The sequence below is a fragment of the Allobosea sp. BK604 genome (assembly GCF_004341515.1).
GTDB lineage: Bacteria > Pseudomonadota > Alphaproteobacteria > Rhizobiales > Beijerinckiaceae > Allobosea.
Window position 1 is genome coordinate 180,530 of record NZ_SLZF01000005.1, and the last position, 17,149, is coordinate 197,678.

Below are 17,149 nucleotides of genomic sequence, written 5' to 3' on the forward strand. Positions count from 1 at the left end.
CTCGAAAATGCTCTAGAAGCGGACCTTGATCGAGCCGGCGATCGTGCGGCTTGCGCCCGGGATCGCCTCGCTGGTGGCGGTTGCCGCGACCTGCTCGTAGCGCTTGTCGAAGACGTTGAGCAGGGACAGGCCGAACAGGAAGCGCCGGTCCGGCGTCTCGTAGCTCGCCGTCAGATCGGTGGTCCAGAACGGGTCGAGCTTGAGCCCGCTGACGCCGTCATAGCGCTCGCCGATATAGTTCTCGATCACCGAGAAGGTGATCCGGCTGGGATGGACGAAGGTGACGCCCGCCCGGGCGAAGCGGCGCGGCACGAAGGGCACGTCGACCTTGGCGCCGCTGCCGTCGAGCGTGCTGGAATCGGCCATGCCGACCGTGCCGAAGACGCCGATGCCATGGGTCAGCCAGATATTGGCGGTCGCAGTGAGATAGTCGATCCGGGCCTTGCGCAGGTCGATGCCTTCGAGCGTATCGGAGAAATCGAGGCGCAGGTTGCCGGCGCGCTGGCTCTGGTACTCAACCGCGGTGAAGATGTGCTTCGTCCACTCGGCATCCCAGCGCAGCGCCATCGTCTCCTTGCTGCCGCCGAGCTGGACCGGCAATGCGTTGGGGATGAGCCCGACTGTGGTGATCGGCGACAGGGTGAAGCCGCTGAACGCCTCGGTATCGCGCCGCCAGGCCGCGCGGAGCCATTGCCCATCGACCGGCGAGACGGCGACGCCGATGCGCGGATCGACATAGGTCTTGGAGGCCGAGGTGCTCAGGTCGAGCCCGAGGACCTGGATGCCGCCCTCGACCTGGAACCTGTCCGAGGGCTGCCATTGCAGGTTGGTATAGGCGCGCCCGGCGCGGAAGCTGGAACGGGTGCCGTCGAAGGTCTCGTCGCTTTCGGAATAGCCGGTGTCGGGGATGGTGCCTGTCAGGCTAGCCCGGCTGAAATTCCGAATGCGCCCGCTCGAGCCCTCGAGGCCGCTGCGCAAGGTGAAATCGCCGAAGCCGTAGGTATGGCCCAGCGCCGCGGTCAGCGCATCGACCTTTGCGTCCCTGCGCTGCCGGCCATCGAGCAGGTAGAACAGCGGAACGACGGTGTTGGTGAACCCGCCATCGATGGCGAACCGGCGCTCCGACTGGTCGGCGCGGCTCGCCACCACCGCTCCCGTCAGGACGTTGCGGTAGCCGAAGGTGTGGCTCCAGCCCGCGCCGGCCTGATAGGCCTTCACGCTCTTGCTGTCGGCGTCGAACAGGGTGATCGCCGGGGCGATGATGTCCGGCTTCGCCGAACTCGCCGTACCCCAGAGCAGGAAGCGGTCGGCGGCGCTCGGCGCGATGCCGACGAAGGCGGCTGCCGTCTGGGCGTCCTCGCCGCCGGCCCGGCCACGGCGATTGCTGCTGTCGATCCGGTTATAGGACAGCGACACCGAGGTCGGCACGGGCTCGTTGCTGAAGGCCGAGACCGTCGCATCGCTTTGCCAGCCATTGCGGCCGTTGCGGCGGATCAGGGAGCCGCCGATCTCGGCATCGATGAAGGGCCGGCGCAGCAGGTCGATGCGGCCGAGGCGCCCGGCGACGGCCAGCGGATCGAAGAAGAGGCCCTGAAGCACCAGGTTCCCGGCGCCGTCGGCGGCGCTGCCCTGGATCTGCTCGAGTGTCGGGCGTGTGAAGAACGGGCGTCCCTGGCGCGCCAGCGACTGGTCGAAATAGCTGGTGGCGCTGAACGGATCGGCGACGCGGTCGGTATAGAAGCGGCCCCATTCCTCGAGGTTGAGCAGACGATAGGCCTGGCCGAGATAGGAGCCGCCGGTCTTGGTGGTGGCGATGCCGGCGAAGAAGCCGCCACGGTTGCGGTAACGCCGCACCGCCTCGCGCGCATTGATGATCGCGGCATCGGCCTCGAGCTGATCGACCGCGATCGCGGTCCGCACGATCGAGGTGACCGGATCGCTCTTGTCGAGCCGGTCGGCATTGTCGAGCGCCTGACCGGCAAGCTCGAGATCGCCGCTTTGATATTGGGTGATCGCCACCGCCAGCAGGCCCTGCGCACTGGCGGGGTTCGCCGCGCTGCCGGCGAGCACGAATTCCATGGCTTTCGCCATGTCGCCCTTCTGCAGGTAGTAGCGCCCCTTGGCCGTGTAGGCGGCGTCGAGCGAGGGATCGAGCGCGAGCGCCTTGTCGATCAGCTTGCCCGCCTCGTCGACGCGGCTCTGGTCGAGCAGCAGGATCGCCAGATTGGCATAGGGGACCGGGTTCTGCGGATCGACGGCGATGGCCTGCCGGAACGCGCGTTCGGCTTCGAGTGCTGCGTCGCGGGCGGATTCGGCGAGGCCGAGCCCGTTCCACAATTCGGAATCGCCCGGCGCCACCGCGACGCCGCGCGTGAAATCGGCGACGGCCCCGTCGACGTCGCTGTCGATGGCGCTCTTCAGATAGCCCGAAGCCAGCAGGGTTTCCGGGGCGTCCGGGTCGGTCGCACGCATGCGCTCGACCGTGCTCCTCATCTCGTCCCGCCGGTTCAGCAGCAGCGAGACCTGGGCGGAGAGCATCGAGGAGAGCAGATGCCGGGGCGCGCTCTTCTCCGTCTGCCGCAGCACCTTCTCGGCATCGTCGAGCCCCTTGCCGAAGCCTATGACATAGGCCGCGCAGACATTCTGATCGGCGCCGCCGACGCGCGGCATCGGCAGGACATGCTTGGGATTGGCCATGGTCGCGGCTGCGTAATAGCCGCATTGCGCCGTCAGGCGCTGACGGCCGGAGGTCCCCTTCTCCGCGCGGGCGAACAGGGCAGCGGCCTCCTTGTAGCGCTTGGCCGAGCCCGCGAGCATCGCCTCGACCAGATCGAGGCGCGCGCTCAGGCTGGCGCGGTTGCCCGCCGGGCGCCGGGCGCCGGTTCCGCCCGCCGTCCAGTCGTCATCGGGGCCGGGCTCGAAGGCGGGGCGCTGGCCCAGGCGGCGGCGAGCCTCGGCCACTGCCTGCAGCACCACATCGCGCGGGTCCTGCCCGAAACCGTTCTCGGCGATCGCCACCCAGTCCTCGGTTGTCCGGGCTGAGACCGGGATGGCCGCGAGCCTTGCCCGCTCGTTGCGCCGCGCCGCGCCGTCGAGCCGCGTCGCCGGAAGCCCGCGGAACAGGCCGCGCAGCTCCATGTAGAACAGCATCTGCTCGCGGTCGTCCGGCCGCACCAGAATCGTCTTGGTCGGGCGCTCGCCGATACGCGCGCTCGCGCCCTCGCCCTGGTAGACGGTGACCGAGCCCTGGGGGTTGCTGAACTCGACGACGCCTTCGAGCACGACCAGCGAGGTCCGGTCGCCCTGGACAGAGAGCGACCAGTCGGTGCCACGGATCGCGGCCGAGGCCGCCGGCGTCTTCACCGTCACGCCTGTGCCGCCGCGCGAGGCGCGGGCCCAGACATTTCCGGTCGGGAGCGTCAGCTCCGTATTTCCCGTCGCCGTGGCGATCTGGTTGACGACGAGCGTCGACTGGCGGCCGACGCGGATGGTCGTCTGGTCCTGGAAGGTGATGCCGAGCGTGCCGATCTCGCCCGTCCGCAGCGTGTCGCCGCCGATGACGTCCTGCCGCACGACGGCAGGATGCCAAAGCGCCTCGCGCGGCAGCTGAAGCTCCTCGCCGCCCTTGGCGGACACGATCGCGCCGGCGCGAGCCGTGGACCGTGGCAGCGGCTCCTGCGCAAGCGCCTGCGGAGCAATGGTCACGAGGAGGAGGCCGGTCAATCCCCGGCTGACAACGCTACGAAACATGAGGCCCCCCAAACCGCCCTGTAACCGTCTAAATGATTTATGCCAGTTACAGCCTATAAGACGCAGCACGGCGTCCCGCTGTATCGTCCAGGCAACACCTGCCCGGCGATCGCGTCGCCTGCTGCCCTAAAGTGATTTCGCCAGTGATATCGCCCAGGCCCACGGGATCGCCGTCAGCAACAAGCTGATCAGGCCTCGCTTCAAGCAACGAAACTTCGAGCGAAGAATTCGCGCGTTGACGTAGCACTGGCTCAGGAGGTCATCGAGGTATTCTTCCTCGGTCATCGCAACGAACCGGCTGCGAAACTCGTCCTGCGGCATCGCCGCCACGGTCCCAAAGAAGGACAGCGACGGTTTTCCTGCCCGCATGCGGGGAATCTGGCCGCGCATCAATTGGTAGAGAACCATCGCAAAACCACAGGCCGTTACAATCAAGGCGAAGGTGAAGAGGTTGCTCCACTGCTTGATTGCCGGTGTTGCCGCCGACAACGCCCCCATCATCGCCACGGTGATACCCATGAGACCGGCGCTGCGACTATCATGCCGGCCGATCCAATCGATCATCTGCGAGAGCGATTTCTCAGCCCGCTCCCTGGCCCAGTCTTCAGCCATTCTAGCCCGCCCCTTTTATACGCGGCATTTGCGTCAGCCCGCGCCCGCTTGCAAGTTATTTTTGGGATACATCAACAACGCGCCACGCCTTTCGGCAGGTTGGCGCGCAATGTCAGCCTCTGTTCTTTCGATAACTTGAGGTGCCGTCAGGTTGCTTCGAGCTTGCGCGCCCTGAAGGCCCGTATTTTGGCGCGATTGCCGCAAACCTCCATCTCGCACCAGCGCCGCCGCCTGTTCTTGGTGGTGTCGAAGATCAGCCAGCCACAATGCTCACCCTCGCAGCGCTTGACCCGGGCGAGATCCTGCTGCGTGAGCATGCTCAGGGCAGAGAGCGCGATCGGTCCGAGCACGGCCTCGATGAGCGCTGTGCGCGGCTCCCAGGTCCAGGCGAAGCTGTCATTGCTGGCGGAGAGCCTTGCCTTGCCGAGACAACGGGCGTGGAACGCCGTCAGCGCGGCCCGGTCTTCCTCCCGTGGCGTCTCGCGTCGGGCCAGCGCAGCTCCGATCTCATAGATCGTCTCCCGCAAGGCATGCGCTTCGGCGAGCAGCAGGGAGCCCAGCGCCTCGTCGGCGCCGACAAGCGCCAGGGCTCCATCCCTGTCGTCGTCGCTCAGCAGCTGGGCGTGGTGGGCCCACAGGATGATGTCGCTGCCGCTATGCAGGTATTCGGCATGCTGCGGCCCGCCCCGGTCGGCCACCGAATTGGTGAAATCCAGCGCCAGCTCGCTCGCGATCAGCGGCAGGCTCGCAGCGCGGCTGGCAGGGAGAGGTGCTTCGGACATGAAGTAACCGCCTATATATATTTAAGTGGTTTTTCAAGCAGGTTGTGACGCCTGCGAGCCCGGCAGCCTGGAGCGATCTCCGGACCGCTCCGGACTTATTGCCGGCGATCGCGAAGCGGCGCTCGCCAGGCGCTGCTCATGCGTGCCCGCCATTGCGGCTCGAGCCGGGGCTGAGCGCCAGCGCGATCGCGTCGAAAAGGGCCGCATTTCGCAAGGGCTTCGAGAGCACCGCGACGATATCCGACGGCTGGGACATGTCCCGAACGCGGGCATCCTCATAGGCCGTGATCACGATCGTCGGGATATGGACGCCCGTCCGCGCCAGGTGATGGTGAAGCTCAAGGCCGGTCATTCTCGGCATCTGCACGTCGACGATCAGGCAGGATGGGAGCTCCGTGGCCAGGGCGGCCAGGAAGTCGCGCGCCGAGCTGAAGGTCCTGGCCTCGAACGCGCGAATGCGCAGCGCCCGGCTCAGCGATTTCAGCACGGACGGATCGTCGTCCACGATAGCGATCCATGAGGAACCGTGGGCCATGGCCAACCCTGTGGCTGTTCCCATCGGTTGTCGAGCTGACCGTTGGACTAGGGTCTGTCCTCATAGGGGAGGACAGCCCCCAGGGGCCGACGCTCATTTGGAAATGCCGGCCTTCTCGGCCAGCCGCACGAGGTCGGCGACCATGCGGACGCCGAGCTTCTTCATGATCGAGCCGCGGTGAAACTTGATGGTCTTCTCGACAGTGCCGAGCTCATAGGCGATCTGCTTGTTCAGCCGTCCCGCGACGACATGGGTGAGGACCTCGCGCTCGCGCGGCGTCAGCTTCGCAATCCTGCTTTCGGCCAGGTCGAGCTCGGCCTGGGCTTGCCGGGCCCGTGAATCCACGTCCTGCGCACGCTCGATCGCGGCCATGAGATCATCGACACTGACCGGCTTGGTCAGGAAATCGACGGCGCCCGCCTTCATCGCGCGCACGGTCATCGGGATATCGCCATTCCCGGTGAGGAATATGATCGGACGGGCGATACCCCTGGCCGTCAGCGCCTGCTGAAGCTCGAGCCCGTCGAGATCGGGCATGGCGACGTCGAGGATGGCGCAGCCGGGGACGGCGGCATCGTGATCGTCGAGAAATGCCCTGGCGCAGGTATAGGGTGCCGCGCTGTATCCCCGGACCTGGACGAGGCGCGACAGCGCCTTGATCACACCGGCATCGTCATCGACAAGAAAGACCGTGAACATCGGCACTCACTCGGCTGCTATCAGCGCTTTTCGCGCGGGCAGGACAAGTCTCGCCACCGCCCCGCCTGCTTCATCATTCGAAAGCACCATCTCGCCGCCATGGGCCTCGACGATCGTCGAGCAGATGGCGAGCCCCAGGCCCAGGCCGTTCGGCTTGGTCGTGTAGAAGGGTTCGAAAATCCGGCTCTCCACGTCCGGCTGGATGCCGGAGCCATTATCCTTCACACGGATCTCGACCCTGCCCCCCGCTGCCATGAGCGTCGATACGGCGATATGCCGGCCGGCGCTCATCGGGGTGGACGCCATCGCGTCCATGGCGTTCATCAGCAGGTTGAGCAGAACCTGCTGCAATTGAACGGCGTCCGCCATCGTGGCGGGCAATCCGGCTCCCAGCACGAGATCGACGCTGATCTTGCGGCCGATCAGTTCATGGTTGAGCAAGGCCAGCGTCGAGGTGACGAGCTCGTTGATGTCGATGGCGACCGGCGTGGTCTCGCCCTTCCTGAGCAGGTTGCGCAGGCGCTGGATCACTGCGCTGGCCCGGCGGTTGTCGTCCACGATATCCTGCAGGACATCGCGGAGCTCGGCGAGGTCCGGCGCGCTGACCGCAAGCAGGCACAGGCCGGTTTCCGCATTCGACTGGATTGCCGTCAGCGGCTGGTTGATCTCATGGGCGATAGCGCCCGAAAGCTCGCCGAGCACGGAGACCCGCATGAGATGCGCGACCTCCTGGCGCTGCAGCGCAGTCTCCATTTCGGCGGTCTTCTGCTCGGTGATGTCGATGAAGATGCCGCTGAGCTGTTTCGGAGCGCCTTTCTCGTCCGCGTGCGCGTGAGCCCGGATGCGGATCCAGCGCGGCTCGCCCTCGCGCGCGACACGAACATCCGCGACGGCCGACCGGTCGGCGCCGGCCGCCCGGCTGAGCGAGGCCAAGGCCGGCCCGCGATCCTCGGGATGGATCGCGGCCAGGAGCGCATCACGGGTGAGCGGAACATCATCGGCGAGCCCGAAGAGAGCCCGGGAATGCCCGGTCGCCCAGAGCTCGTTGGTCTTGCGATCGAACTGCCAGAGCCCGAGATTGACGGAGGCGGCCGTGACGGTCATGCGCTCCTCGCTCTCCTTGAGCAGGGTCTCGGCGCGTTGCCGGCGGCGCCTCTGGATCAGCAGGGCGCCGGCAACGGTCATCTGCAACGCGGAGACGCCGAAGGCCGCGAGCACGAGGTCACGGTGCTGATCCCAGATGCTCTGATGCTTGAACAGGATGGCGGTATCGGCCGGGAGATCGCGCTCGCGCAGGTTCCAGCGCGCCATCGCCCTGGAATCAACCCGGTAGGCCTGCCCGGGATTGACCCGTGGCGGCAGCGTCGCCGGATCCTTGCCGCCGATGATCTCGAGGGCGAGGTCGGCCGCGGCGACGCCGACGGATTCGAAGGTCTCGATGAAGCCGCCGACGGTGCCATGGCCGAGATAGGTGTCATAGGGCGAATAGACCGGAGCCGGCGAGAGCGCAGAGAGCGCAGCGGCCACTTCCGCCGGAACGAAGGTCTTGCCGGTTGCGTCGGCGAAGACCGTCAGCACGATCACGATCGCGTCGCGCGGAACCTGCGCCAAGGCGGCGACAAGCGCGTCATAGGACAGGTCGAACAGATAGGTCGGCTCGAATTTTCCGTTCCGGCCGGCCATGGTCTTGCGCGCCTCTGCCTGCCAGCGGCGGTCGACGACGCCGCTGCCCGCTATCACCACGACCTGGCGCGCCTTGGGCTGGAGCGCCTCTGCCAGGGCCAGCGTCTTGTCGAGATTGAACTCGGTGACGATTCCGGTGACGTCGGCGGGGGCGTTCGAGGCCGAATAGGTCGCTGGCGAGATGCTGGTGAAGACGACCGGGGCCGCGGGCGCGATCGCAGGGCGATGCTTGACGATGAACGGCAGGGCCAGGCTACCCAATGTCATCACGACATCGGGGGGCGAACGGGCATATTTCTCGCGCAGGAAGGAGGCCACGCGCTCTTCATGCCCGGCATCCGACGGGCGCGCGAGATCGAGGAACTCGGCGTCGATCTCGATCTTGCGGGGGGCTCGTTCGAGCAGCCGCTTGCGCGCGGCTTCGCTGATCGCGCTCGTGGCGGGGAAGGTATAGTTGAACGCGTGCAGGAACAGGATCCGCGATGGGCTCTGCTGCGACCGGGCCGGCCCAGCCAATCCGAGCACCAGCAGGGCCAGGCCGCCCGCCGCAAGGAGAGACGCGATAGTCCAGGCTCGAGGCTGCAGCCGAACTTCCATCTTTCCCATCGCAGCGCCATGTGGAAGGTTTCGAAGCCCAAAGCAGCGCCATTATTCAGCGCTGCTTTCATCTTGTCGAGTTGCTTTCGAATAGCGCTCGGATTCAATCGACCCCGCTCTTCCTTGCTAGCCGGCGCAGATCAGCCGTCGCGTGCGAACCGTCATTCGCATCGACCCGGACAGCCCGGGGCCGCGATGACGGGCCGATACTGGGCCATGGTCCAGTAGAGAGCCGCCCGCTTTACCGGTAGAGCCTGACTGATCGCTCTCGCACATCGTCGTCAGGCGCCACGGATGCCGTGCGCGTCGACGGGAGAGACATGGCCAAATCGAGCGCAGAGGGAAGCCCGACATGAAGATCTGTCGACGCAACTGGCTCGGTCTGTCTGCCGGTATCGCCCTGATCACGGGTTTGAGCCTGCCGGCGCTGGCGCAGCAGCCACAGCCCCAGCCGCAGCAGCAACGGCCGAACATCGTCGTCGTCATGGGAGACGATATCGGCATCTGGAATATCGGCGCCTACCATCGCGGCATGATGGCGGGGCGCACGCCCAATCTCGACAAGCTCGCCGCCGAAGGCATGCTCTTCACCGATTACTATGCCGAGGCGAGCTGCACGGCTGGCCGCGCCAATTTCATCACCGGCGAGCTGCCGATCCGCACGGGCATGACGACGGTCGGCCAGGCGGGCGCGCCCACCGGCCTGCCGGCCCAGGCGGTCACGATCGCGACCGCGCTCAAGGGCATGGGCTACGCTACCGGCCAGTTCGGCAAGAACCATCTCGGCGACAGGAACGAGTTCCTGCCGACCGTGCATGGCTTCGACGAGTTCTTCGGCTATCTCTACCATCTCGACGCGATGGAAGACCCCTGCCATCCCAATTACCCGCAGGATCTGCGGGCGCAGGTCGGACCGCGCAACATGCTCCACTCCTTTGCGTCGGTAACCGACGATGCGACGGTCGATCCGCGCTGGGGCAAGGTCGGCAAGCAGACGATCGCGGATGCCGGCGAGCTCTGCCCGAAGCGCATGGAGACCGTGGACGACGAGATCCGCGACCTGTCCTTCAAGTTCCTGGACAAGGCCAAGGCGGACAACAAGCCGTTCTTCCTCTGGCTCAATCCGACCCGGATGCACATCGTCACGCATCTCTCGCCGAAATATGAGGCGATGCGCAATTCCAGGAACGGCTGGTCCATCCACGAAGCCGGCATGGCGCAGCTCGATGACGATGTCGGCCTGCTGATGCAGAAGCTGAAGGATATGGGCGTCGACGACAACACCATCGTCGTCTTCACCACCGACAATGGCACCGAGGTCTTCACCTGGCCCGATGGCGGACAGACCCCCTTCGCGCAGAGCAAGGGCACGATCATGGAAGGCGGCTTCCGCGCGCCGGCGATGATCCGCTGGCCCGGCCGGGTGCCGGCCGGCAAGATCGAGAACGGCGTCATCTCAGGGCTCGACTGGTTCCCGACATTCCTGGCCGCCGCCGGCAATCCGAACATCACCGAGGAGCTGAAGAACGGCAAGCAGATCGGCGACCGCACCTACAAGGTCTATCTCGACGGCTACAACCAGATGGACATGATCACCGGCAAGGGTCCGTCGAACCGGAACGAGATCTGGTATTTCGGCGAGAGCGAGCTCGGAGCCGTGCGTATCGGCGACTACAAATACCGCTTCATCGACCAGCCCGGCGGCTGGCTCGGCGACAAGACCAAGGTGGACGTGCCCTACCTGACCAATCTTCGCCTCGACCCGTTCGAGCGCACGGGCTGGCCGGAGAACGGGACCAAGTCCGGGTCGCAGGAATACTTCCAGTGGTTCAAATATGAATTCTGGCGCTTCGTCTTCGTCCAGAGCGAAGTCGAGAAGCTGGCAATGACCGCGATCCAGTTCCCGCCGATGCAGCGGGGCGCGAGCTTCAACCTCGATGCCGTCAAGGCAAAGATCGAGGCGGCCAGAGCGGCGATGGCCAAATAGGCGGCCATGTTCGAGATGGAGTGGCGGGCGCCGAGTCGTCCGCCGCCCCAGGACGCCAGGACGTCCCGGCGCAGGCGCTGAAGGCCCCCTGGCATTTTCCAGCCTGAATCAAGGGAGGCGGTCATGAAGGCATATTTCGTCGTCGGCTGCGTGCTCGCTATCGGACTGGCCCTGCCAGCCTGCCAGACGCCGCAATCAAGGCAGGCCGAACTCGCCCAGATCTGCGCCAATCCCGTCAATCGGCAGCCTGGCAATCTCTACTTCAGCGAATGCCAGTCGCTCTATCCCTCGTCGAACCGGCAATTGAGGCGGGACTTCCAGCTCAATGCGCCGACCGGCGGCGACGATTGAGGCCAGCCAAGCCTTTGTTTCATCGCATTTTCCTCATGCGAACCGGTGCCCGCGAAAATGCTCCGGACGCGACCATCCGCGCCGCGTGCGCGCAACCTAACTGTGGAGGCGATTCATGACCAGGCATGCCGTCATCGGGCTTGCTGTCGCGATCGGGCTGGTCCTGGCCGGATGCCAGACCGCATCGGTCGAGCAGAAGGAAAACCTGCTCTCGGCAGCCGGGTTCGTCCCGCAGCCCGCCAACACGCCGGAGCGAATCGCCGCGATGAAAAAGCTGCCGCCGAACAAGTTCGTTCAGCAGGCGCAGAACTCGCAGATCGTCTATCTCTATGCCGATCCGATCGTCTGCCAGTGCGTCTATTTCGGCAACCAGGCGGCCTATGCCCAGTACCGCCAGATGGTGTTCCAGAAGAACCTCGCCGACGAGCGGCAGATGACGGCGATGATGGCCCAGAATTCATTCGAATTCGGGCCTTGGAACGCGCCCTTCATGTATTGAACGACATCCCGACCGAGGAGGAATATTGCAATGTCGAGGACACTTGCTGCGGTGAGCGCCGCGTTGATCCTTGCCGGCTCCGGCATGATGGCGAAGGCCCAGGTGCCGCTCACGAGCTATGTCGACGCCAAGGGCTTCATCGACGTCCAGGCCTTGACCTGCGCCCAGTTGGCCGGCACCTTCCAGGAAGACGCCGACGCCCTCTCTGCCTGGTATAGTGGTTGGTATAACGGCCTTGCCAAGAAACATTTCATCGATCTGAAGCGCGGCAAGGTCGTGGAGCATGAGGTCATCATGTACTGCAAGGCCAACCCCGAGAAGAAGATCATCGAAGCGCTCGCCGTCATCTTCAAGGACGAGCGCATCAAGGATGGCGTCCAGATGAAGTGAGGGGCGGCTTGGTTTCGGCGGCGCGGGGAATTCCGCTCCCGCGCCATCGCGTAGCTGCTGGAGGAAGAATGCGAGCGAAGATCGGCAAGCCTTGTCGAAACCAGTTGCCTCGTCGAACCTGGTTGTCTCGCCGAACCTGGCTGTCCTGCCTGGTCGCACCGCTCGCGCTTGCGGCGACGGCGGCCGCCGGCGCGGATCTGCCGCCTGTGCCGGTCATGGTGCAGCAGCCGCTGCCATCGGCGTGGCAGTTCCAGCTCACCGGCTATGGCTGGGCCACGGCGATCAATGGTCAGGTCGGGGTGCGCAACCTGCCGCCGGTCAATGTCAACGTCACCTTCGCCGACATCCTGCAGAACCTCAACGGCGCCGTGATGGGCTCGTTCCTCGCCAAGAAGGACGACTGGCTGATCCTGACCGATCTGGTCTGGGCTGCCCTCTCCGACGATGCCACCGTCCGGCTCCCCGGCACGCGCCACCCGACCCTCGCCGCGATCTCGCCGGGGACGAAGGTCGACTTCAAGCTGCGGCAGTTGATCGGCTCGGCGCTCGTCGGCTATCGCCTGCCCTTCGGCACTCCCGACCTCGACATCTACGCCACGGCCGGGGTGCGCTATCAGCGCCTGACAGCCGAGCTCGATGTTTTCCCGGGGCTGATCCCGGTCGGCCTTAGCCGGCGAAGCATAGAGCAATGGGTCGACCCGACGGTCGGGGTTTCCATGACATGGCGGATCAACGATCGCTGGTTCGTCAATGCCCTCGCCGATGTCGGCGGCTTCGGCGTCGGGTCGCGCTTCACCACCCAGGGTTTCGCCTCGGTCGGCTATCGCTGGAGCGAGTCGCTCTCCACCGCCCTCGGCTACCGGGCGATCTATACCGACTACCGCAATGACGGCTTCACCTATCGCGCCACCGAGCACGGCGTGTTCTCGAGCATCGCCTATCATTTCTGAGTCGCCGCAAGGCGGAGCGCAGGCGAAGGGCTCGACCACGCGATGGAGGTTGAGATGAACCAGGCCCTCGCTCTCGCCGGAACGACTATCAGCCGCCGTGTCCTGCTCTCGGCGCTGGCCGGGCTGCCCGTCCTGATCGGGCAGGCCCGGTCCGGCCTGGCGCAGGCCCAGGGCGATCAGCTGCCATCCTGGAACGATGGCCAGACCAAGCGGTCGATCGTCGAATTCGTCACCCGCGTCACCACCCAGGGCGGGCCGGATTATGTCGCGCCGGCGGAGCGCGTCGCCGCGTTCGACAATGACGGGACGCTCTGGGTCGAGCAGCCGATGTATGTCCAGCTCGCCTTCGTGCTCGACCGCGTCAAGGCGCTCGCCCCGGCCAATCCCGGCTGGACGACACAGCAGCCGTTCAAGGCCGTGCTCGACGGCGACCTGCGTGCGCTGGCTGAATCCGGCGAGAAGGGGCTGATGCAGCTGGTCGCGGTCACCCATGCCGGGATGACCTCTGAGGAGTTCGCGACGATCGCCACCGACTGGCTGGCGAGCGCGCGCCATCCCCGCTTCAAGCGCCCCTATACCGAGCTGGTCTACCAGCCGATGCTGGAGCTGCTCGCCTATCTCAGGGCCAATGGCTTCAAGACCTTCATCGTCTCCGGCGGAGGCGTCGAGTTCATGCGCCCCTGGACGGACCGGGTCTACGGCATCCCGCCCGAGCAGGTCGTCGGCTCCTCGATCAAGACACAGTACGAGATGCGCAGGGGCCTGCCGATCATCTTCCGCCTGCCGGAGATCAACTTCATCGACGACGGCGCCGGCAAGCCCGTCGGCATCAACCAGCAGATCGGCCGCCGGCCGATCGCCGCTTTCGGCAACTCGGACGGCGATCTGGAAATGCTGCAATGGACGACCATGTCCGGCGGCGTGCGCTTCGGCCTGATCGTCCACCATACCGATGGCGAGCGCGAATATGCCTATGACCGCCAGTCCCATTTCGGCAAGCTCGACAAGGCGCTCGATGCGGCGGCCGTCGACCGATGGACCGTCGTCGACATGAAGCGCGACTGGAAGAAGATCTTCGCCTTCGAGGGGTGAAAGCCTGGCGGGACCATGGCTCGACATACTCCGAAGCCCGGCTTCGGAGTATGTCGTCTACCTCCGCTCCCGGCGCAGTCAGGCCTGCGCGGTCACTTCGACCGGTGCCTTTTGCCGATCGAAGAAGATCTCGCAGGCCTCACTGACCCGCTCGACCGAGGCATCGTCCACATCCAGATGGGTCACCCAGCGCAGCGTCCCGTAGCGCCCGCTCACGGCGATGCCGCGGCCGCGCAGGAACGCGGCGAAGGCGCTGGTGTCGAGCCCCTTGGGCGCCATGAACACCATGTTCGTGCGTGACGGTGCCGCGCCAAGATCGGGAAAGCGCGCCAGCACCTGCGCAAGCGCCGCGGCGCGACGATGATCTTCGCCGAGCCGCGTGACATTGTGCTCCAGGGCGTAGATGGCAGCCGCGGCGAGCACGCCAGTCTGGCGCATGCCGCCGCCCAGCATCTTCCTGATCCGGCGCGCCTTCGCGATGAAATCGACCGGGCCGACGAGCACCGATCCGACCGGCGCTCCAAGTCCCTTGGAGAGGCACATGGAAACGCTGTCGAATTGCGCCGCGATCCAGGCCGCCTCCCGGCCGCTGGCCGATGCGGCGTTCATCAGCCGGGCGCCGTCGAGATGGGTCGCAAGCCCGTGGGAGCGGGCAAGCCGGGTCGCCGCCTGCAGATAGGCGTCGGGCAGAACCAAGCCGTTGAAGGTGTTTTCCAGCGCGAGCAGCTTGGTGACGGCGAAATGGAAGTCGTTCGGCTTGATCGCCTTCTCGATGGCATCCAGCGCGATCGTCCCGTCGGGCTCGTTGGGCAGGGGCTGCGGCTGGATCGATCCCAGGACCGCGGCGCCGCCGCCCTCGAGCCGATAGGTATGCGCCATCTGGCCAACCAGATATTCCTCGCCACGGCCGCAATGCGCCATGAGCCCGGCCAGGTTCGCCTGCGTGCCGGTGGGAAAGAACAGGGCCGCTTCCTTGCCGAGCCGCTCGGCGACCATCGCTTCCAGGCGCCTGGTGGTCGGGCAGTCATCATAGACGGCGTCGCCGACCTCAGCCGCCGCCATGGCGGCACGCATCCCCGCGTCGGGGCGGGTGACCGTATCGGAACGGAAATCATCCACTATCATTCGATCCAATCCTCGTTGGCCGCATCCGATCGAGCCACGATCCCGCCGGCACCGCCTGCTCGATCTTTCCCGCGTACCATTTTCACATTGCCGTTTCCGCCGGAAGCCTGTCGCAACGGATGACGGTGGTGGTCGAGCTGCAGAGCAGTCTCAACGCCCGGCCGGGATCGAATAGGTTCCGGTGGCGTGGCAGACGAGATCGCTCTCGCCCTGCGAGGTCAGCAGCACCTCGCCGACCGCCAGCCTCTTGCCGAGCTTCAGGAGCCTCGCCTCGGCGATCAGCGCGCACTGGCCGGGCTTGCGCAGGAAATTATAGTTGAGGCTCGTCGTCACCGCGAGCTCGACCGGGCCGATCTGGGCGAGGATCGCCACATAGAGCGCAAGATCGGCCAGCGCCATCATGGTCGGGCCGGAAATGGTGCCGCCCGGGCGCAGATGCCGCTCATGGTAGTCGCAGCGCATCCGCGCCGTCAGCGGCCCGACCTCCTCGATGAAATAGGTGCGCCCGCCATAATGGATCTGCGGGAAGACCTTATCGAGAAAGGCCTCCAGCTCGGAGACGCTCATGCGGGTGGTCATCGTGCGGAAAACCGGAGGCTTTGTGACAATCCCTCCCCTTGCAGCATGCCGGCCCGGCTCCGACAATAGGCAGCGATGCGAAAGGCCATGCCATGAACCTGCACCACAAGCCCGAGGCGGCGCCCTTCCTGCTGCGCGAGGATGCCGAGGGCATCGCGGTCCTGACGCTCAATCGCGGCCAGGCCCGCAACCCGCTGAGCGAGGGCATGCTGGCGGCGCTGAGCGAGGCCTTTGCCGGGATCGCGCCGGACCGCGCGGTCAAGGCCGTCATCCTCGCCGCCGACGGCCCGGTCTATTCGGCCGGGCATGATCTCAAGGAGATGAGCCCGCGCCGCGCCGATCCCGACCGCGGCCGCGCCTATTTCACGGAGATCATGGGCCGCTGCTCGGCGTTGATGCAGCAGATCACCGCCCTGCCCCAGCCGGTCATCGCCGCGGTCGAGGGCACCGCGACCGCCGCCGGCTGCCAGCTCGTCGCGACCTGCGATCTCGCCGTCGCTGGCGCGAACGCGAAATTCTGCACGCCCGGCGTCCATATCGGGCTGTTCTGTTCGACGCCGATGGTCGCACTCTCGCGCAACCTTTCGGCCAAGCATGCGATGGAGATGCTGCTGCTCGGCGAGATGGTGCCGGCAGAGGAAGCGGCCCGGATGGGGCTGGTCAACCGCGTCGTCGCGGCCGGCGGCGCGCTCAGCGAAGCGCGCCGCCTCGCGGCGGTGATCGCCTCGAAATCGCCGGCGACGATCAAGATCGGCAAGCGCACGTTCTACCAGCAGCGCGAATTGGGACTCGCGGCCGCCTACGACCATGCCTCGGCCGTGATGGTCGAGAATATGCTGGCGCGGGACGCCGAGGAGGGTATCGACGCCTTCATGCAGAAACGCCAGCCGGTCTGGCAAGGCGAGTAGCGTTCGCGCTGTTGGCAGGTGCCGCACGCGGCTCGGATCCAGTTTCCGCGTGCGACAGGCTTCGATGCGATCGGCATCCGCCGCGTGTCCGGCCTTTCGGCCGACGGAACGCGCGTCAGATGATCGTCGCCGGGTGGTGATGCGGCGCCTCTTCGGGAACCGCCCTCGCCTCGCCGTGATGATGATGATCGTGCGGCTCCGGATGGGCCGGAAGCTGCAGCACGGTCACCGTCTGTCCCTCGGACAGGTTCGTCACCATGATGACCTGCCCATCGGGCAGCTCGAGCGCATCGTGATGCGCATAGGGCTTATCCAGATCGACCTGCCTGAAGCGGGCGACCCGGGCTGCGATCTTGCGATGCGGCAGGAAGCCGACCACACGGTCGCATTCGATGTCGTGTTCGAATGCCAACTCCGTGCCGGGCATCACGCACACTGCGACATCCGGTTGCCCGGCAGCGCAGAATCCGCGTGTGCTCGAGTTGGCGAAGCTTGTGCTCTTCAGCACATCGCCAACCTTCGCGGGAGTGGACATCACATGGTGCAGACTATAATCGCACATGACAGACCCTCCTTTCACGATGAACGCCAGGGGTGTCCCCGAGCGTTC

Annotated in this window: 16 protein-coding genes; 7 read left to right on the forward strand and 9 right to left on the reverse strand. The window is 65.9% G+C overall.

The features are described 5' to 3' along the window. Window positions 1–12: 12 nt before the first annotated feature. The 6 genes from EV560_RS16720 to EV560_RS16745 form a co-directional block, all read right to left on the reverse strand. On the reverse strand, window positions 13–3,750 hold the full coding sequence (locus tag EV560_RS16720) for a FecR domain-containing protein (protein ID WP_131856924.1): 3,738 nt from the start codon (window positions 3,748–3,750) through the stop codon (window positions 13–15). Between the two features lie 126 nt (window positions 3,751–3,876). Then, window positions 3,877–4,362: a Pycsar system effector family protein gene (locus EV560_RS16725; protein ID WP_131856925.1), complete on the reverse strand. Its 486-nt coding sequence runs from the start codon at window positions 4,360–4,362 to the stop codon at window positions 3,877–3,879. A 146-nt stretch (window positions 4,363–4,508) separates the two neighbouring features. Beyond that, a complete protein-coding gene (locus EV560_RS16730; RefSeq protein WP_131856926.1) occupies window positions 4,509–5,144 on the reverse strand; it encodes a CGNR zinc finger domain-containing protein in 636 nt (211 codons plus the stop codon). A 136-nt stretch (window positions 5,145–5,280) separates the two neighbouring features. Continuing rightward, window positions 5,281–5,649 (reverse strand): response regulator, encoded by a 369-nt coding sequence (locus EV560_RS16735; protein WP_248312088.1) that lies wholly within the window; start codon window positions 5,647–5,649, stop codon window positions 5,281–5,283. A 123-nt stretch (window positions 5,650–5,772) separates the two neighbouring features. Beyond that, window positions 5,773–6,378 carry a response regulator transcription factor gene (locus tag EV560_RS16740; protein WP_131856928.1) on the reverse strand — a complete coding sequence of 202 codons (606 nt, stop codon included), beginning with the start codon at window positions 6,376–6,378 and terminating at the stop codon, window positions 5,773–5,775. 6 nt (window positions 6,379–6,384) lie between these two features. Beyond that, complete coding sequence (locus EV560_RS16745; protein WP_165923506.1) at window positions 6,385–8,658, reverse strand: sensor histidine kinase; 2,274 nt, start codon at window positions 8,656–8,658, stop codon at window positions 6,385–6,387. Between the two features lie 352 nt (window positions 8,659–9,010). On the opposite strand from EV560_RS16745, the gene EV560_RS16750 reads away from it, so the two are divergent. The 6 genes from EV560_RS16750 to EV560_RS16775 all read left to right on the forward strand — a co-directional run bounded on the left by EV560_RS16750 (window position 9,011) and on the right by EV560_RS16775 (window position 13,927). Further along, window positions 9,011–10,645, forward strand: coding sequence for an arylsulfatase (locus tag EV560_RS16750; RefSeq protein WP_131856930.1), 1,635 nt, complete (start codon window positions 9,011–9,013; stop codon window positions 10,643–10,645). Window positions 10,646–10,768: 123 nt separating this feature from the next. Continuing rightward, window positions 10,769–10,996: a hypothetical protein gene (locus EV560_RS16755; protein ID WP_131856931.1), complete on the forward strand. Its 228-nt coding sequence runs from the start codon at window positions 10,769–10,771 to the stop codon at window positions 10,994–10,996. Between the two features lie 115 nt (window positions 10,997–11,111). Next, complete coding sequence (locus EV560_RS16760; RefSeq protein WP_131856932.1) at window positions 11,112–11,495, forward strand: hypothetical protein; 384 nt, start codon at window positions 11,112–11,114, stop codon at window positions 11,493–11,495. A gap of 30 nt (window positions 11,496–11,525) precedes the next feature. Beyond that, a complete protein-coding gene (locus tag EV560_RS16765; RefSeq protein WP_131856933.1) occupies window positions 11,526–11,885 on the forward strand; it encodes an HdeA/HdeB family chaperone in 360 nt (119 codons plus the stop codon). 122 nt (window positions 11,886–12,007) lie between these two features. Further along, entirely contained in the window at window positions 12,008–12,835 is an 828-nt protein-coding gene (locus EV560_RS16770) for a hypothetical protein (RefSeq protein ID WP_131856934.1), read from the forward strand. Window positions 12,836–12,889: 54 nt separating this feature from the next. Beyond that, window positions 12,890–13,927 carry an HAD family hydrolase gene (locus EV560_RS16775; RefSeq protein ID WP_131856935.1) on the forward strand — a complete coding sequence of 346 codons (1,038 nt, stop codon included), beginning with the start codon at window positions 12,890–12,892 and terminating at the stop codon, window positions 13,925–13,927. Between the two features lie 78 nt (window positions 13,928–14,005). Here the strand turns inward: EV560_RS16775 and ltaE are convergent, their stop codons facing one another. Then, window positions 14,006–15,052: a low-specificity L-threonine aldolase gene (gene ltaE / locus EV560_RS16780; protein WP_131856936.1), complete on the reverse strand. Its 1,047-nt coding sequence runs from the start codon at window positions 15,050–15,052 to the stop codon at window positions 14,006–14,008. 150 nt (window positions 15,053–15,202) lie between these two features. After that, window positions 15,203–15,619 (reverse strand): PaaI family thioesterase, encoded by a 417-nt coding sequence (locus tag EV560_RS16785; protein WP_131856937.1) that lies wholly within the window; start codon window positions 15,617–15,619, stop codon window positions 15,203–15,205. 104 nt (window positions 15,620–15,723) lie between these two features. Between EV560_RS16785 and EV560_RS16790 the strand changes: the two genes are divergently transcribed. Continuing rightward, window positions 15,724–16,539 (forward strand): enoyl-CoA hydratase, encoded by an 816-nt coding sequence (locus tag EV560_RS16790; RefSeq protein WP_131856938.1) that lies wholly within the window; start codon window positions 15,724–15,726, stop codon window positions 16,537–16,539. 115 nt (window positions 16,540–16,654) lie between these two features. Here EV560_RS16790 and EV560_RS16795 read toward each other — a convergent pair whose 3' ends face one another. After that, a complete protein-coding gene (locus tag EV560_RS16795) occupies window positions 16,655–17,101 on the reverse strand; it encodes a hypothetical protein (RefSeq protein ID WP_207908047.1) in 447 nt (148 codons plus the stop codon). Window positions 17,102–17,149 lie beyond the last annotated feature (48 nt).

Excerpts from the sequence above, each read along its gene's own strand:
- EV560_RS16795 (WP_207908047.1), bottom strand. The coding sequence starts at position 17,101 with ATGTGCGATTATAGTCTGCACCATGTGATGTCCACTCCCGCGAAGGTT.
- EV560_RS16790 (WP_131856938.1), top strand. The coding sequence starts at position 15,724 with ATGAACCTGCACCACAAGCCCGAGGCGGCGCCCTTCCTGCTGCGCGAG.
- EV560_RS16755 (WP_131856931.1), top strand. The coding sequence starts at position 10,769 with ATGAAGGCATATTTCGTCGTCGGCTGCGTGCTCGCTATCGGACTGGCC.
- EV560_RS16760 (WP_131856932.1), top strand. The coding sequence starts at position 11,112 with ATGACCAGGCATGCCGTCATCGGGCTTGCTGTCGCGATCGGGCTGGTC.
- EV560_RS16745 (WP_165923506.1), bottom strand. The coding sequence starts at position 8,658 with ATGGAAGTTCGGCTGCAGCCTCGAGCCTGGACTATCGCGTCTCTCCTT.
- EV560_RS16775 (WP_131856935.1), top strand. The coding sequence starts at position 12,890 with ATGAACCAGGCCCTCGCTCTCGCCGGAACGACTATCAGCCGCCGTGTC.
- EV560_RS16785 (WP_131856937.1), bottom strand. The coding sequence starts at position 15,619 with ATGAGCGTCTCCGAGCTGGAGGCCTTTCTCGATAAGGTCTTCCCGCAG.
- EV560_RS16765 (WP_131856933.1), top strand. The coding sequence starts at position 11,526 with ATGTCGAGGACACTTGCTGCGGTGAGCGCCGCGTTGATCCTTGCCGGC.
- EV560_RS16740 (WP_131856928.1), bottom strand. The coding sequence starts at position 6,378 with ATGTTCACGGTCTTTCTTGTCGATGACGATGCCGGTGTGATCAAGGCG.
- EV560_RS16750 (WP_131856930.1), top strand. The coding sequence starts at position 9,011 with ATGAAGATCTGTCGACGCAACTGGCTCGGTCTGTCTGCCGGTATCGCC.
- EV560_RS16730 (WP_131856926.1), bottom strand. The coding sequence starts at position 5,144 with ATGTCCGAAGCACCTCTCCCTGCCAGCCGCGCTGCGAGCCTGCCGCTG.
- ltaE (WP_131856936.1), bottom strand. The coding sequence starts at position 15,052 with ATGATAGTGGATGATTTCCGTTCCGATACGGTCACCCGCCCCGACGCG.
- EV560_RS16720 (WP_131856924.1), bottom strand. The coding sequence starts at position 3,750 with ATGTTTCGTAGCGTTGTCAGCCGGGGATTGACCGGCCTCCTCCTCGTG.
- EV560_RS16725 (WP_131856925.1), bottom strand. The coding sequence starts at position 4,362 with ATGGCTGAAGACTGGGCCAGGGAGCGGGCTGAGAAATCGCTCTCGCAG.